Annotated in this window: 14 protein-coding genes; 12 read left to right on the forward strand and 2 right to left on the reverse strand. The window is 40.5% G+C overall.

Going from position 1 to position 17,522, the window contains the following annotated elements; genetic code table 11:
* Window positions 1-14: 14 nt before the first annotated feature.
* Window positions 15-308 carry a transposase gene (locus V7K56_RS07465; protein ID WP_334909061.1) on the reverse strand — a complete coding sequence of 98 codons (294 nt, stop codon included), beginning with the start codon at window positions 306-308 and terminating at the stop codon, window positions 15-17.
* A gap of 103 nt (window positions 309-411) precedes the next feature.
* Window positions 412-792, reverse strand: a complete 381-nt coding sequence (locus tag V7K56_RS07470; RefSeq protein ID WP_334909154.1) for a helix-turn-helix domain-containing protein — start codon at window positions 790-792, stop codon at window positions 412-414.
* Window positions 793-1,647: 855 nt separating this feature from the next.
* Between V7K56_RS07470 and argJ the strand changes: the two genes are divergently transcribed.
* The 12 genes from argJ (at window position 1,648) to V7K56_RS07530 (ending at window position 16,846) form a co-directional block, all read left to right on the forward strand.
* Window positions 1,648-2,889 carry a bifunctional ornithine acetyltransferase/N-acetylglutamate synthase gene (gene argJ, locus V7K56_RS07475; protein WP_334909063.1) on the forward strand — a complete coding sequence of 414 codons (1,242 nt, stop codon included), beginning with the start codon at window positions 1,648-1,650 and terminating at the stop codon, window positions 2,887-2,889.
* Between the two features lie 955 nt (window positions 2,890-3,844).
* Window positions 3,845-5,227, forward strand: coding sequence for a CmpA/NrtA family ABC transporter substrate-binding protein (locus V7K56_RS07480; RefSeq protein WP_334909065.1), 1,383 nt, complete (start codon window positions 3,845-3,847; stop codon window positions 5,225-5,227).
* A 79-nt stretch (window positions 5,228-5,306) separates the two neighbouring features.
* Window positions 5,307-6,146: a nitrate ABC transporter permease gene (ntrB, locus tag V7K56_RS07485; protein ID WP_334909067.1), complete on the forward strand. Its 840-nt coding sequence runs from the start codon at window positions 5,307-5,309 to the stop codon at window positions 6,144-6,146.
* Window positions 6,147-6,590: 444 nt separating this feature from the next.
* Window positions 6,591-8,324: a diflavin flavoprotein gene (locus V7K56_RS07490; protein WP_334909069.1), complete on the forward strand. Its 1,734-nt coding sequence runs from the start codon at window positions 6,591-6,593 to the stop codon at window positions 8,322-8,324.
* Window positions 8,325-8,390: 66 nt separating this feature from the next.
* Window positions 8,391-8,903 (forward strand): phosphate-starvation-inducible PsiE family protein, encoded by a 513-nt coding sequence (locus tag V7K56_RS07495; protein WP_334909071.1) that lies wholly within the window; start codon window positions 8,391-8,393, stop codon window positions 8,901-8,903.
* A 115-nt stretch (window positions 8,904-9,018) separates the two neighbouring features.
* Window positions 9,019-10,755, forward strand: a complete 1,737-nt coding sequence (locus V7K56_RS07500; RefSeq protein ID WP_334909073.1) for a diflavin flavoprotein — start codon at window positions 9,019-9,021, stop codon at window positions 10,753-10,755.
* 93 nt (window positions 10,756-10,848) lie between these two features.
* A complete protein-coding gene (locus tag V7K56_RS07505) occupies window positions 10,849-12,855 on the forward strand; it encodes an ABC transporter ATP-binding/substrate-binding protein (protein ID WP_334909075.1) in 2,007 nt (668 codons plus the stop codon).
* A 568-nt stretch (window positions 12,856-13,423) separates the two neighbouring features.
* On the forward strand, window positions 13,424-14,281 hold the full coding sequence (locus tag V7K56_RS07510) for a nitrate ABC transporter ATP-binding protein (RefSeq protein WP_334909077.1): 858 nt from the start codon (window positions 13,424-13,426) through the stop codon (window positions 14,279-14,281).
* A gap of 248 nt (window positions 14,282-14,529) precedes the next feature.
* Window positions 14,530-15,009 carry a YbjN domain-containing protein gene (locus V7K56_RS07515; RefSeq protein ID WP_334909079.1) on the forward strand — a complete coding sequence of 160 codons (480 nt, stop codon included), beginning with the start codon at window positions 14,530-14,532 and terminating at the stop codon, window positions 15,007-15,009.
* Window positions 15,010-15,215: 206 nt separating this feature from the next.
* Window positions 15,216-15,362: a hypothetical protein gene (locus V7K56_RS07520; protein ID WP_334909081.1), complete on the forward strand. Its 147-nt coding sequence runs from the start codon at window positions 15,216-15,218 to the stop codon at window positions 15,360-15,362.
* A 338-nt stretch (window positions 15,363-15,700) separates the two neighbouring features.
* On the forward strand, window positions 15,701-16,051 hold the full coding sequence (locus V7K56_RS07525) for a hypothetical protein (protein ID WP_334909083.1): 351 nt from the start codon (window positions 15,701-15,703) through the stop codon (window positions 16,049-16,051).
* A gap of 558 nt (window positions 16,052-16,609) precedes the next feature.
* Entirely contained in the window at window positions 16,610-16,846 is a 237-nt protein-coding gene (locus V7K56_RS07530; RefSeq protein WP_104908728.1) for a hypothetical protein, read from the forward strand.
* The last annotated feature ends 676 nt before the right edge of the window (window positions 16,847-17,522 follow it).

The raw sequence follows: 17,522 nt of genomic DNA on the forward strand, positions 1-17,522 counted from the left end.
TTTTAACTATGACTCTAAATGTTAAGGTTATCAACTACCAGATGAATCTCGGAGGCTTGTGGACAATAAATGTCTACTAAATTCTTCATTTGGATGGCGAAATCTTTTTTAGTTCTCTGTTGTGTAACTTCAATATGCCGCCAACCAGCTAATGGCTCAAAAATCGCAAACAAGTTGACACTACCGTTACGTTTATACTCGTAATCGTAACGTTCAGGTTGTTTTGGTTCGGCAGGTAATGGTTCTCTAACATCCTCTAATAAAGGATATGGACGTACCCTTCGGGAAGCTTTGCAACATCGAAACAAATTACTGGATATTTAGGGTCATAGGGTTGACTGTATAAATCTAATAAATCTTCCATCCGTAAAACATACTCGGCATCCACTTTGGGGATACACCATTGTTCTTTTAACCAAGGTTTAATTTCATTTTTTTTAAATAGCAGCGAACAGTTTCTTTGGAAACTGAATCTATAATGTTTAAACTAACCATGCGCTCTGCTAATAGTTTCATCGTCCAACGATTTCTTCCTGATGGTGCTTTAGAACAAGCTGTTGCAATCAGAAATGCTTCTTGTTCACCATCTAATTTCCTTTGTTTTGGTGGATGAGGGCGGTCTTGTACAGCTAAAGATATTCCTCCCTCTACGTATCTGGCACGGGTACGCTCTACGGTTGAAACGTGTACTCTGAGACATTCTGCAATCATCTTGTCCGTTTCTCCCTCCGATGCCATCAACAGTATATGAGCGCGAGTAATACTCCTTGCTTTACTTTTACCTGTTTTGATTAGCGATGCCTACGGCGGGCTACGCCTACGCAGTTTTTCTACTTCCTCTTGGATTAAATTTACCGTATATTTCTTTGCCATGATGCTACCCACTACGCTGCTCAAATTAGTTTACCAAAAACCTGTCTCACTCAGCAAAGTTGGCTTGCCAGACCACTAGTACTCTGGCAAGTTAACTTTTTGCTGGCTAAGGAAGTAGGACGAGCAGGAGAGACAAGGGGACAATGGGAATAAGAGGAAATTATTGAACAAATCTCTCCCCGAAGTTCTGATCGCCGGAAGCCGACGCTCAGACTTCTCTCCTTGTCTCTTCTCAATGCCCCATGCCCCAACTAAGTATTTTCCCGGTCTTGCTTCACACAATCTTCATATAAAAACTGGTGACAACCCTCATACGTAAAATGATATGCTGTGGTAAGTAGATGCACCCTGATGATCTGGAGAGCTGCCTAAGTAGCTCTCTTTTTTATTTTATTTTCGTGGTATTTACGGATAAAATTCAAAAAATTTTATAAATAATCTTAATAAATAAGTATTAACCCTTAAAAATTAAATCAGACAGATTAGTAAGTAGATGTATCCTAACGATCTACAGAGCAACCCAAGTGGCTCTCCTTTTTTGTTTTTGTTTTTCGTCATAAGAAAGGTAAAAACAATTATGCCAATCGCCAACTAGTGCATTATTATTGCCATCAGCAAATAAACTCACAATAAAAGGAAGTAGAGAGTAGGGGGAAACTAATAACTCTTAACTCCTAACTCCTGTAAAGAAGCGATTAATCGTGTTTATCCTAATTCAGCACTTTTGTAAAGTACATATTGACCTATCCAACCTGATAGTTTAGGTGAAGAATAATGGCAGATTGGCAAGAAATAACAGGTGGTATCACAGCACCAAGGGGGTATCAGGCAGCGGGAATTACCGCAGGATTAAAACCTTCGGGGTTGCCAGATTTAGCTTTGATATTCTCAGAGGTGGAAGCGATCGCAGCGGGTGTGTTCACCACCAGCCAAGTGAAAGCTGCCTGCGTAGAATATTGTCGCCAACGCTTGCAAGCCAAACAAAGCGCTCGTGCCATCCTCTGCAACGCTGGACAAGCAAACGCCGCTACAGGAACTCAAGGCTACGTTGATACCCTAGAATCTGCTATGGCAATAGCCCAAGCTCTAAACATCTCGTCTGAATCTGTGTTATTGGCTTCCACTGGTGTGATTGGTCAAAGAATTAAGATGGATGCTTTGCGAAGCGGGATTCCCAAGGTAGTAGCAGCACTATCAGAAACAGGATCAGATGCCGCCGCTGGAGCGATTATCACTACAGACTTGGTAACAAAATCTATTGCTTTAGAGACAACTATAGGCGACCGCTCGGTACGAATTGGCGGCATTGCCAAAGGTTCCGGCATGATTCACCCCAATATGGCAACCATGCTGGCATTTGTGACTTGTGATGCTGTGGTTTCGCCTCACCTTTGGCAACAGATGTTAGCAAGGGCAACTGATAGAAGCTTTAATTCCATTACAGTGGATGGTGACACCAGCACCAACGACAGCTTAATTGCCTTGGCAAATGGTCAATCTCGCACCCCAGCAATTATAGAATGGGGTGCAGAAGCAGAGAAATTAGAGGCGATGTTAACAGCAGTTTGCCAGCATTTAGCCAAAGCGATCGCTCGTGATGGTGAAGGCGCAACCTGTCTGATTGAAGTGCAAGTGACAGGGGCCTATGATGAAATCTCAGCCCGACAAATAGCCAAAACCATTGCTGGTTCATCCTTAGTTAAATCTGCAATCTTTGGACGCGATCCAAATTGGGGACGCATCGCTGCCGCCGCCGGACGTGCAGGTGTGCCCTTTGAGCAAGAAAACCTGCAAATTAAGCTAGGGAATTTCTTAATGTTAGAAAATGGACAACCTCTACAATTTGATCGGGCAGCAGCAAGTGCTTATTTGAAAAAAGCAGCGGTGGGTGCTTATCTGCAACAGGATACGGTGTTAATTTCCGTCAATGTTGGCAATGGTTATGGTATAGGTAAAGCTTGGGGTTGTGATTTGAGTTATGACTACGTGAAGATTAACGCTGAATACACTACATGAACTACTCCCAATTGTTTGCGCTGTAGAAACGCAATTCATCGCGTCTTTACCCAAGAGACATAGGAGTGAAAATTAATTCTGCGTTGCCCGAAATCCTTGGTAGTGGGACTTAGGCAAAAAACACCGATAAAATGACCTAAAACGTATATCTCAAAGGGTTTTGACATTGTTTTGCTTGGTTTGTTAATATATCTGGGTTTCAGGGGTTTTTGGGCATTTGGTGTATTTCCCCTACCCCGCAAGGGTTTGAGGTTTATTTATTCCTCAAAAATGTTTAAGTCCTGGTAGGCACAATTCATGAATTGTGCCTACGTCATTTCTGGAGATGTCTAAGGATGTGTTGCAATACGCAGAACTACGACTGCTGCTTAAATAGACGAGGTTTCTTACTACTGCTAGAAACGGCAGATAGTTGCGATCGCTGGATAAGAAATACATCTAACAGTATGGACATCGCACAGTAGAACACCTCAATTCACCCCTTTATTATGCAACGCCAGGATAATATAATAGTTGTTATAAATAAAAACTTATATATGACACTTAAGTTACAAAATAAGTGAAGATAGTCAATCATAAAGCAAACATAATAGTCTTCATAAATAAGAGTTGATATATTAAAAACTCTTCTTATAGTTAAGTAAAATAGATAAATTTTTCTTTATACATCCAATTTAATATTTGTTTAATAATCCCGACTCCAAGTTAACAATTTCGGCTTCAAAGGCTGTAAACTGATTTCAACAAGGTGAATGATACCTCTGCATCACACTAAAAAAGCAGAGCCAATAATTTAACCGAGTTTTTATATAGGTAGCTATTTTATTGATGAAATGGCTGCGATCGCTTGGTCAAATATAGCTTGATTTATCATTAATCATGCAAGAAACATAACGTTTTTTGCCTAAATTGTCATAGCTATAAAAAATAACATTTACGTTTTCAGGAGATATTTATGACAGAATTTTTTAATCAAATTTCTCGCCGCAAATTTATCTTCACAGCCGGAGTATCTGCAAGTGCTGTATTGCTCAAAGGCTGTTTGGGTAATCCTCCTGAAAACCTGACTGGTGGAAGCACTCAAGCACAACCAACTGCTCAATCAGTAGTTAATATTAGTCCCGAACAAACACCAGAAACTACTACAGTCAAGTTAGGATATATTCCTATTGTAGAAGCGGCTCCTTTAATTATTGCTAAAGAAAAAGGATTTTTTGTCAAGTATGGGATGACTAATGTTGACCTTTCCAAACAAGCTTCTTGGGGTGCAGCTAGAGATAATGTAGAAATTGGTTCTGCTGGTGGTGGAATAGATGGCGGTCAATGGCAGATGCCAATGCCACATTTAATTACAGAAGGTTTAATTACCAAGGGTAATCAAAAAATTCCCATGTATGTATTATGTCAATTAATTACGCATGGAAATGGAATTGCGATCGCCAACAAGCACCAAGGCAAAGGTATTACTTTACAACTCGCCAGTTCTAAGTCTTTATTTAAGGAATTAAAATCTTCAACTCCCTTCACAGCTGCATTTACCTTTCCCCACGTCAACCAAGATTTATGGATTCGCTACTGGTTAGCAGCAGGCGGCTTAGATCCAGATGCAGATGTCAAATTGCTCACAGTACCTGCGGCGCAAACTGTAGCCAACATGAAAACAGGAACAATGGATGCTTTTAGTACAGGCGACCCCTGGCCATATCGTCTGGTTCAAGACAAAATTGGCTACCTAGCAGCATTAACCGCAGAAATTTGGAAGAATCATCCTGAAGAATATCTTGCCATCAGAAGCGATTGGGTTGATAAAAATCCCAAGGCTACCAAAGCAATTTTAAAAGGAATTATGGAAGCCCAACAGTGGTTAGATAATTTTGACAATCGCAAAGAAGCGGCTGAAATTTTAGCTGGACGAAATTATTTCAATCTTTCGTCGCCAGAAATTCTGGCTGATCCATACCAAGGCAAATATGACATGGGTGATGGTCGCAAAATTGATGATAAATCGATGGCTGCTTACTACTGGAAAGATGAAAAAGGTAATGTTTCTTATCCATACAAGAGCCACGATTTATGGTTCATAGTTGAAAATGTTCGTTGGGGATTCTTGCCAAAAGATTACATTGCCAATAATGCCACCAAAGCCAAAGAACTTATCAACAAAGTCAATCGCGAAGATATTTGGAAAGAAGCTGCAAAAGAAGCTGGAATTGCTACTGCTGATATTCCCACAAATACATCACGTGGTGTAGAAGAGTTTTTTGATGGCATTAAATTTGACCCCGAAAAGCCAGAAGAATATTTGAAGAGTTTGAAAATCAAAAAGGTCAGTGTTTAGTCATTGGTCATTAGTTATTTGCAAATGATAAATGACAACAGACAAATAAAAAATAAAATTTGAGGAGAATACAATCATTATGACACTTGCCCAAAAACGCCCTGCAAGCCCTAGATTTAATAATAGCTTTATATCTAGTCTGCAAAAGCAATTTCCTGACCTGATACCACCAGCGATCGCGATCGCCATCTTCCTGGTTATCTGGCAACTCTTCGCCTGGACTCCAGGAGCCACATTACCAGGGCCAATACAGGTTATCCAAGACACTTGGGTTTTGATTTTCTGGCCATTTTATGACCGAGGTGGTATTGACAAAGGTCTATTTTGGCAGATTCTCGCCAGTCTGCAACGAGTTGCGATCAGTTATACCCTAGCGGCAATTGTCGGTATTGGTTTAGGTATTTTGATTGGGGTTAATAAAACCATGTCCAAAGCTTTAGACCCGATTTTTCAACTACTGCGGACAGTACCACCTTTAGCTTGGGTTCCCATTTCTTTAGCAGCTTTACGACAAAATGAACCAGCAGCATTATTCGTAATTTTCATCACCGCCATTTGGCCCATCTTAATTAATACTGCTGTCGGCGTTACCCAAATTCCCCAAGATTACAACAACGTCGCCAAAGTTCTGCAACTTAGCCGCAAAGAATATTTCACTAATATTTTGATTCCGGCAGCATTACCCTACATCTTTACCGGCTTGAGAATTGCGATCGGTTTAGCATGGTTAGCGATTATCGCTGCTGAAATCGTCATGTCCGGTATAGTGGGAATTGGTTTCTTTATCTGGGATGCCTATCAAAATAACAACGTCAGCGAAGTGATTTTAGCTCTAGTTTATATCGGTGTCGTTGGTTTGCTGCTAGATAAAGCGATGGTTTGGCTGCAAAACAAGATTTTACCAGCAGAACAAAAGTAATAATGCAGTAGAATTCAGAATTTAGAATTTTGAATTGGCAAGTAAAGCAGTCTTGACACCAGGATAGCAGACTGAAGTCGGTGTTCCAAGAAACTGCAATCTGCTGCAAGTTTGTCGCTCCTCCTTAATTAATACGCTTGGGTTAAAGCTTGATTTTCGCTAAGTTTCTTGAAAAAGCAGGCAATTAATTCCCATTTTTAAAGCAAGTTAGAGAAATCTTCTCAGGCTAAATATCACTAACCTAAGCGTATTTTTCTTTGATAAATTTTATTTTTATTACTGATGATAATCATTGGTTTATTCCAATGATAAATATAGGCAGACGAACAATAATTTTTTTTAATAGTTAGCTTTAGAAATTGGCATTTTACTAATTAAACATTTCAAGTAAATATAAGAAGTAACCGCACTTGCTCTAGATAATCTCTTGATTGGAGAAAACTAATGGTCGCACTCACACAGCCTACTCAAATTATTTCTCATCCCGGACGTTTAACAATTGAAACTGTTGAAATCGCTTCTCAAACGACTGCTATCCGTTGCCTCGATTGGGATAGAGAACGTTTTGATGTGGAGTTTGGTTTACGGAATGGCACGACCTATAATTCTTTTTTAATTCAGGGAGAAAAAGTAGCTTTAGTTGATACTTCTCATGGCAAGTTTGAGGAGTTATATCCAGAGATAGTAACAGGATTAATCGACCCAACCAAGATAGATTATTTGATTATTAGTCACACCGAACCAGACCATAGTGGCTTAGTAAAAAATATTTTACAACTAGCTCCTGACATTACTATTGTTGGTGCGAAGATAGGTATTCAATTTTTGCAGGATATGATTCACCAGCCTTTTAAATCAAAGCTGGTGAAAAATGGAGAGTTATTAGATTTAGGCAACGGTCATCAATTAGAATTTGTCTCGGCTCCTAACTTACATTGGCCTGATACCATCTTGACTTATGATCACAAAACCAGCACTCTTTACACCTGTGATGTGTTTGGAATGCACTACTGTGACGATCATACTTATGATGAAAATATCACCATTATCGAAGAAGATTTTAAATATTACTATGAGTGTTTGATGGCTCCTAATGCTCGGTCAGTATTAGCAGCTTTAAAGAAAATCGAAAAGTTAGAAATAAAAACAGTCGCCACAGGACACGGCCCTTTATTAAAAGAATATATTCCAGAATGGCTAGGACGGTATCAAAATTGGAGTTTAGAGCAAGCCAAAACAGAGACATTAGTGGCTTTATTTTATGTTGAAGATTACGGATATAGTGAGAATTTAGTCAGGGCGATCGCACATGGAATTGCCAAAACAGGCGTAGCGGTAGAATTAGTAGCTTTGAATAACACTGAGCCTCAAGAAGTCCGAGAATTAGTTGACCAAGCTGCTGGTTTAGTTATTGGAATGCCTCCGCAATCATTAGATATTGCTCAAGCAGGTTTAAAAATTATCTTGGCTGCTGCTCACAATAAACAAGCAATTGGTTTATTAGAGTCTGGAGGAGGAGAAGATGAACCTGTTTTTCCCCTACGCAATAAGTTTCAAGAACTGGGATTAATTCAAGCCTTTACACCAATTTTAGTTAAAGAAGCTCCCTCTAATGTATTAGAACAACTGTGTGATGAAGCGGGGACAGATATGGGTCAATGGTTAACCCGCGATCACACAATTAAACAAATCAAATCCATTAATAGCGAATTAGAGAAATCTTTGGGACGAATTAGCACAGGATTGTATATTATCACCGCCAAAAAAGCAGAAGTTCAAAGCGCAATGCTTGCTTCTTGGGTAACACAAGCAAGTTTGAATCCTTTGGGTGTAGCCATCGCTGTTGCCAAAGACCGAGCGATAGAATCATTGATGCACGTTGGCGATCGCTTTGTTTTAAATATTTTAGAAGAAGGCAGATATCAAGGATTAATGAAACATTTCCTCAAGCGTTTTGCTCCCGGTGCAGACCGCTTTGCTGGCATCAAAACATATCCTGCTGCTACCAATGAATCTCCAATTTTAGCTGAAGCTTTGGCTTACCTTGAATGTGAAATTACCAGTCGTATGGATTGCGGAGACCATTGGGTTATTTATAGCACTATCCAAACTGGGCGAGTTGCCAAAGTCAACGGATTCACCGCCGTTCATCACCGCAAAATGGGCAATCATTACTAAATTTATCATTTGTCATTTGTTATTTTTTCCTTTGTTTCTCTCTCCACTCTTCACTTCTAAAAAGCCATGTATAAGACTGTTGAAGATAGCCCGATTTCCAAGTATGAAATTTCTCGAAAACGCATCGTACAAACCTTGGAATTGATTCAAGATTTGATTGTGATTTCTCTGTGCATGGGTTTGTTTACCTTCATGGTAATCCAGGTGAGAGATATGTTTTTCTCCCTGCTTCCCCCATTAAATTTTCATACTGTTACTGCTGATATTCTGTTTTTGCTCATTTTAGTTGAGTTATTTCGATTGCTGATTATTTATTTGCAAGAACAACGAATATCCATTGGCGTAGCTGTAGAAGTCTCCATTGTTTCCGCCTTGCGAGAAGTAATTGTAAAAGGAGTTTTAGAAACTAATTGGAGTCAAATTTTAGCAACTTGTGCCTTTTTATTAGTTTTAGGAATAATACTCGTTGTTCGAGTTTGGCTACCCCCAACCTTTGAAGGCATCGATCCCGAACAAACAATATCTAAACGCTTTAAAAATCGAGTCAAATCAGAATTAGCTGAAAGCAATGGGAATTAGAGAGACGCGATTAATCGCGTCTGTACGAGAGAGACGCGATTAATCGCGTCTGTACAAAAGTTTTATCTTCCCTATGCCCCATGCCCAATGCCCAATGTCCACCAAAGAGATTACTATGTCTGCTAATACTTTAATTACCAGTCGCCCCAGAGATGTGCAGGTTGCTGAAATTGGTCAAGATACGTTGGTTTTGCGATCGCGCACTTGGGAACGACTAAAATTTGAGGTTGAGTATTCCCGCCAACGAGGAACTACAGCAAATTCTTATCTGATTCAAGCTGATAAAAAGGCTTTAATCGATCCTCCCGGCGAATCTTTTACGGAAATTTACCTCGAACAACTAGCACAATATCTAGATTTCACTACCCTAGATTACATTGTTCTCGGTCATGTCAACCCGAACCGCAGAACCACCCTACAAGTATTGCTTTCCCAAGCTACTCAAGCTACTTTAATTTGTTCTCGTCCTGCTGCTAATGCCCTAAAAACTGCTTTTCCTGAATGGAAGTCACGCATTCAAGCTGTGCGCTCGGAGGATACTCTGGATTTAGGAAAAGGACATCATCTCACATTTATTACTGTACCGACTCCTCGCTGGGCAGATGGATTGTGTACTTATGATTCTGCTACCAAAATTCTCTATACAGACAAATTTTTTGGCGCTCATATTTGCGAAGATACCCTCTTTGATGAAGACTGGGAAAGTTTAGATGCAGAACGTCATTATTATTTTGACTGTCTCCACGCACCCCAAGCTAAACAAGTCGAAGTTGCTTTAGAAAAGCTTTCGATTTTCCCAGCAAAATCTTACGCTCCTGCTCACGGCCCTGTTGTTCGTTATAGTCTTAGCCGATTTACTTTTGATTATCGTCAATGGTGTCAAGGACAAAAATTACAAGAATTGAGTGTTGCTTTACTTTACGCCTCTGCTTACGGAAATACAGCAATTGTAGCTAATGCGATCGCTCAAGGTTTAATTAAAAATGGCGTTAATGTACAGTCCATCAATTGCGAACTTGCAGAACCAGCAGAAATTACCCGCATTGTGGAAGCTTGCGACGGATTTATTATTGGCTCACCCACTTTAGGCGGCCATGCACCAACTCAAATTCAAGCAGCTTTAGGAATAGTTCTGGCTACAGCAGCAAAAACAAAATTAGCCGGAGTATTTGGTTCTTATGGCTGGAGTGGAGAGGCAATTGATTTACTCGAAAGTAAGTTTAAAGATGCCAATTATCGTTTAGGATTTGAAACAATTCGAGTCCGTTTCACTCCTACAAATGAAATTCTTCAACAGTGTCAACAAGCGGGTGCTGCCTTTGCCCAAAACTTGAAAAAAACTAAAAAATTGCGGACTGCGCGTCAAGTTGTCACAGAAACTCACGTAGATCGTACCGAACAAGCTGTAGGACGGATTATTGGTTCCTTGTGTGTTTTAACAACTTGTGATGAAGAAAGCCACAAAGGAGTTTTAACTTCTTGGGTATCTCAAGCAACTTTTAATCCGCCAGGAATTATGATTGCTGTTGGTGACGAACAAAATGCAGATTTAATGTGTCATCCCGGCGATAAATTTGTATTAAATATTCTCAAAGAAGGTAGAAATGTCCGCCGCTATTTTTCCTGTAATAGTGTTTTAGGAAATAATCCCTTTGTTAATCTTTCTTGTCAAACTGCTGAGAATGGCTGTCTGATTCTTACCGAAGCATTGTCCTATTTAGAATGTACCGTACAAAATCAAATGAAATGTGGTGACAGGTGGTTAATTTATGCCGGAATTGATAAAGGTGAAGTCTTAGCAACCGATGGTTTAACAGCCCTCGAACACCGTAAATCTGGCAGTTATTATTAATTGGTCATTAGTCATTTGTCATTTGTCATTTGTTTTTCTTTGTGTTCCCGCGTCTCCTCCATTTTGTAACCAAATTATCAATACCAAGTTACTATGTCTACATTTGTTGCTGTTGATCGCATTGATAAAATTTTTGAATTAACCGGTGGTGGTCAATATATTGCCCTGAAAGGAATTGACCTGGAAATTAAAAAAGGAGAATTTGTTTCTTTGATTGGTCACTCCGGTTGCGGCAAGTCCACCTTATTAAATATGATTGCAGGTTTGGATTTGCCCAGTGAAGGTCTTGTCACCTTAGAAGGGCAAAAAATCAGCAGACCAGGCCCGGACAGGATGGTAGTTTTTCAAAATTATTCGCTATTACCTTGGCGGACAGTTAGAGAAAATATTGCCCTCGCCGTAGACTCAGTAATGAAGGGCGTACCCGCAGCCGAACGCCAAGCCATTGTCGAAAAACATATAGATATGGTGGGTTTGCGTCCCCATGCTGACAAACAGCCGGGAATGTTATCTGGCGGACAAAAGCAGCGAGTTGCGATCGCCCGCGCTTTAGCAATTCGTCCCAAGTTACTATTATTAGATGAACCCTTTGGTGCTTTGGATGCACTCACACGCGGCAATTTGCAAGAACAACTGATGCAAATTTGCGAAGAAAATCAAGTTACTGCGGTGATGGTGACGCATGATGTCGATGAAGCAGTGCTGTTATCTGACAGAATCGTAATGCTAACCAACGGCCCCGAATCTAAAATTGGCGACATTTTAGAAGTGGATATTCCCAGACCCCGCAAGCGCATGGAAGTAGTAGAACATCCCAGCTACTACAGTTTGCGGAGTGAGATGATTTACTTCCTCAATCAGCAAAAACGGATTAAGAAAATTCGGGCGCGGAAAACTGCGGACATTGCCCGTCATGGATTGGAAAAAGTTAACCTAGAAATTGGCTTTTTACCTTTGACAGCTTGCGCCCCCTTAGCAGTTGCTAAAGAAAAAGGTTTTTTTATCAAGCATGGTTTAGATGAAGTTCATCTGGTGCGGGAAAGTAGCTGGCGGGGTATAGAAGATGGCATTAGTGGCGGTTATTTGGATGCGGCTCAAATGCCTTCAGGAATGCCGATGTGGCTTTCTTTGGGAGGACATAATAACCAACCTCTGCCCGTTGTTACTGCCCTGACCATGACTCGCAACGGTAACGCCATCACCTTAGCAAAACGCTTTTACGACCAAGGCGTGCAAACCTTATCAGATTTCAGAAATCACCTGATTCTCACCCAGGAACAAAGGCATACAATGGGGGTAGTACATCCCGCATCTATGCACAACTTGCTGCTGCGTTACTGGCTAGCAGCTGGAGGAATTGACCCCGATGGCGATGTAGATATGAAGACCATTCCCCCAGCGCAGATGGTAGCCGACTTAAAAGCTGGAAGCATTGATGGTTACTGCGTCGGTGAACCTTGGAACTACCGCGCGGCTGTGGAAGGTGTCGGCTTTACCATCGCCACCGACTTAGAAGTTTGGCTGGGACACCCTGGAAAAGTTCTTGGTGTGCGGGAAGATTGGGCAGAAAATTATCCAAATACGCATATCGCCTTAACCAAAGCTTTGTTAGAAGCTTGCCAGTATTGTGCAAATCCCGACAATTCCCAAGAGATTCGCCAAATTTTAGCAGGGCGAGAGTATGTCAGCACTGATTTAGAATACATTCAACTCGAAGATCCAAATAGTCTTACCTGTGACTTAGACCATCCATTGCGGGACTATGCCCATCACCAGTTTTATTCTGACTCTGCCATTAACCGCCCCAGCCGCACCGAACAAATTTGGATTATGAGTCAATTGGCGCGTTGGGGTGACACTCCCTTCCCCAGAAATTGGGTAGAAGTCGTTGAACGCGTGTGTCGAGTCCGTGTTTTCAGCACCGCCGCACGAGAATTAGGTTTGGATATTAGCTATATTCGCCAACCGATTAAACTGTTCGATGGTACTCCCTTTAACGCCGACGATCCGATCGCTTATCTCAACAGTTTGCAGATTAAACGTGATTTTTCAGTCGCAGAAGTTGTTCTTGATGCACCTAGAAGAAGACTGGCTTCATAAAAAAGTTGTGAGAGAAAGAGGAAGTGGAAGAAGTAGTACATCACGCGCGAGGCTTTGAACTCCGTTAATGAACCTCTGAACTCCATTAATGAGGCTTTGAACTCCGTTAATGAACCTCTGAACTCCATTAATGAGGCTTTGAACTCCGTTAATGAACCTCTGAACTCCATTAATGAACCTCTGAACTTCGTTAATGAGGCTTTGAACTCCGTTAATGAACTTCTGAACTCCGTTAATGAGGCTTTGAACTCCATTAATGAACCTCTGAACTCCGTTAACGATCTGACTTTTTACGTCATCTGTAAAAACCAACAAAAGACCTAACCCCATCTCTACAAGCGAAGCTACGGTGTGTACACACAAGTCAAATTACCCCCCTTAATCCCCCCTTATAAAGGCAGGAAATAAGAAATCTTGTTCCCTCCCCTTTATAAGGGGAGGGTTAGGGTGGGGTAAAACTGACGCGAAAAACCAGGAGAGTAAGCTATTTTAGACTTGTGTATACACCTAGACAAGCGAAGGAAAGAGGTCAGAATATCAAATTGCACTTTGTTAATCCCCAAATACCATGCCAAACCCTAACTTTCCAGCTACAAACACATTAGGAAAACCATTAGCTTCTGCAACCACCAGCCGCAGACCTTTCCTAGAAATTAAAGACGTTACCAAAGTTTATCCTACAAAGAAAGGCCCCTTCACCGTACTCGACGGCGTTAACCTCAACGTCGAACAGGGCGAGTTTATTTGCGTCATCGGTCACTCTGGCTGTGGCAAATCGACGCTGTTAAATATGGTATCCGGTTTTAACTTTCCCACCTCCGGGCAAGTATTACTAGAAGGAGAACCCATTACCAAACCAGGGCCAGACAGGATGGTTGTCTTCCAAAACTATGCCCTGTTACCGTGGCGGACTGCTTTTGAAAACATTTATTTAGCTGTTAACGCCGTTTATCCTAACAAACCACAAGCCGAAAAAAGAGCGATCGTCCGCGATCATTTGGCAATGGTGGGACTGGCTGATGCAATGGAAAAGAAACCAATGCAAATGTCTGGTGGGATGAGACAAAGAGTTTCTATCGCCCGTGCTTTGGCGATTCGTCCGAAAGTCTTGATTTTAGATGAACCTTTTGGGGCGCTGGATGCGATTACCAAAGAAGAATTACAAGAAGAATTGCTCAAAATATGGGGTGATAACCGTTGTACAGTGCTGATGATTACCCACGACATCGACGAGGCACTATTTTTAGCAGATAAATTGGTGATGATGACCAATGGCCCCCATGCAAAAATTGGTGAAGTTATGGAAATTCCTTTTAGTCGTCCTCGCGATCGCAGCCGTATTATGGAAGATCCACAATACTACCAACTGCGTAACTATGCCTTAGACTTTCTCTTTAACCGCTTTGCCCATGATGACGTAGGTTGAGCTAATCGTCATTCATTTTTGCAAAATAGTAAGCTGTCGCGCATTTAATTTGCACAAATAGGGCGGGCAAGATGCCCACCCCACAAGAGATTTATTTTTTGGAGGATGCAAATTAAAATATTTTTAGCTTACCAGATGGTAGCGAGAAGAACCCTGCAATCAGTAGGGGCAATTCATGGATTGCCCCTACAACTATGTCTACAAGTTATAAAGTATGTGTAGAACGAGTATGTTGAGAAAAAATCTGTATGACGAGCTACCCAGAAACCCTAACTAATAACGAATCCGTTAATGCTTTAATCGGCGAGACGACGAGCATTAACCATCTTGAGGTAATTGAAAATGTCATCGACTCTTTGGAACAAGATGATAGTGCGATGGTTAGCCAGACTCCAGAGGGTGGTTATCTCTGGAAGTTTAAATATGGAAGTGTGGAAATATTTGTCCAACTCAACGGGACAAGCGATGAAGACACCATAACGGTTTGGTCTGCGGTGCTAAATTTACCTGCCAAAGATGAACCCAAGTTGATGCGGTATCTTTTGGAGTTAAACTGCTCTAGTACTTTTGAAGCGCGTTTTGGTATTATTGAAAACCGGGTGGTTGTAATATCGACACGCACTTTAGCAGAGTTATCTCCCGGCGAAGTGTCTCGGTTAATTACCATTGTGGCAACGATCGCTGATAATAACGATGAAGCTTTACAAACTGAATTTGGTGAGGCTTAAGGAATTTTAGATTTTAGATTGCGCTATTGCTACATCCGATGTATGGCAATCCGGTTTGGGCGAATCTGCAAAGACTTTTTTCTGTATACCAATTAAAAGCGCCTGGGAGTGTTGCCGTGTTTCCACCCCAGGCGCTTTTTATTTTTAACTTGCTCCTCACACAAATAAATAGTATCACTGCTTCAATCAAAAAGCGAGTCTGGTAAGTGACACTTTTAAAACTGCACCGTCAATTGAATTTAGGTTTATATTACCTTGACTTGACCACATCTGCATTTTGGGTGCGATCGCTCCAGAAAGGCGGTTTGCTTGACAGACTCGATTGCCATCCAGGATATGTGTTGGACTGCTGATTTCATTACACAACCGCTTTATTTGTAATCACCAGCCTTAAAAAGGTGAGTTAGGGAGGAGCTAGTCTTTACAAGTCGTAACGTAACTAATTAAATAATTATTAAAGATATATGCATCGCTTAATTAAGGTCTGAAACTCTTTAGTAATCAATCAAACTATTAAATAAATATTAGCACTCACAAGCATTGAGTGCTAATTTATCGCTGAAGTTTAACGCCTATGATATAGACCAAAACTGCACTTTTTGTAGATGCTTTAGTTCCTTTTAAGATATTATTTTCTAAATAGAAAAAACTAAATATTTCCTATAAGTAATATAAAATTGGGAGTAATGGCATGAAATATACTTTTGATATTGTCGGAATATCTCCACTTTTGCAGTTTTTTAATCACCAACAGCAAAATAGGCAAAAACCACCCCAACCAGGTGTGGAATACTTGGGAATGCATACGTGTACGCTAGATACGTTTTTAGAATCGGTAGAATCAGTTCCAGCAAAGTGGGATTGGAATTTGGATCAAGTGGTAGATACCGTGATTAAGTTTTGGTTGAATAATTCAGACAGTATTCGTTATTGGAAAGTGCGTTTAAATGATGCTGGTAAGGATAATTTACTAGTCACAAGGTTGGCGGATATGACCGCCTTACAAGCTGAACTTGAATCTCTACTAGATCGGAAGTGGTAAAGAGATAGATAAAATTGAAAAAGAATTCAAGAGCGGAGCAATTCCTGCTCCGCCTCCAGTCAAAATCTGAAGGAAAATTCATTTTTGAATATTTTAAAAAACTCTGAAACTTTAATTATTTTCAATTAACTATAAAAAATGTAAATGCCCGCATGCAGCTTTACTAGTCACACTATAGAAAGTACGTGCTGATTAATTCTACGCATGTTATTATTCATTTTCTCTTCAGATTATACTAGTATATTTTTAGACAATGTATTTGGTTTACCATTGATGCGGACTTTACTCGTGTGTATGCATACAAATCACGCAAACCCAATAATTGCCAAACTTTCTGCTTGAACATTGTTATGTCCTGGAAACAATTGCAAGTTAAGGCTTTGAGATTCATTGCACCTGAAAATTCCAACTTAATTGGTTTAAAATATAGCGCTCAGTGTTGACAACTTATAAATAATCGAATAACAAGGTGGCAGTAGCATTAAAAAAAGCGTTGGTGCATTCCTACCTAGAAACTAATTAACGCCCTTCATTAAACTTCATACGGTTAGCATAATTATGCCAGAAAATACGGATAACAAAACTTCCCAATCAGACAATCAAACTATTGCGTATAAAGAACGCCTTAATTCTTGGGCGATCGCTCGTCAACTTCCTAATACGCAACGGGAGATTGTTGCTCGCTTCCGCAGCCGTTCTGATGCCGATGGCTATATGCGACACCTTCCTCAAGAAATACCAAATGCTTCCTACATGGTTGTTTTTGATTGTCAACGCCAAGAAGCTGTAATTTAAAGTACAAGCATAGGCATTAACCCTTGTTTTTATCCAATACGCTTGGGTTAAAGGTTATTGGTGTAGATAATCGGTCTTTCAAGATAAATCAAGACGCAATAAATCGCATTTCTACAATCTAGGTTTTGTTGTTGATTCCGGACTGTATTGGTTTTGAATCTCCATTACCCTTTTCTTGCGATCGCGGATGTAACCTACATAAAATTTGCAGGAACCACTATATTCAACTTGCTCTCCAGCGAGAGGCTTAAATCCCCAACTTCCTTCAAGAAGTCGGGGATCTTTTGGTTTGTAGTACCTTCTACCATCTCAATTAACCAGACAAATTGCTTTGAGCAACTTGTTAGAGGTAAGCAAACTTCCGCCACACTGTACTACAGAAAATTTGCAGTTCTCATACTAATTCTCAGTGAAGCTGCACATATTTTGACCCCTGCCAACCTCCTCCACAGGCGGTAGGGTTCCAACACTTTTCGGTTAAAGGGGAAAGGGGAATGGGATTGCGGTTTGAATTTACCTTTACCCCAAGCCCAGCAACCTTTCCCTAGACCAAAAAAGAGATTGTTGGGTTTATCCGAAAAGTATTGGGTAGGGTTCTTTCTATGGGTCTTTATAAAAAATTGGTATCAAAAGAAGTGTAACTATAATCAGAAATGATTAATTTTTTCTGGCAATA

Source organism: Nostoc sp. (assembly GCF_036917535.1).
Lineage (GTDB): Bacteria > Cyanobacteriota > Cyanobacteriia > Cyanobacteriales > Nostocaceae > Nostoc.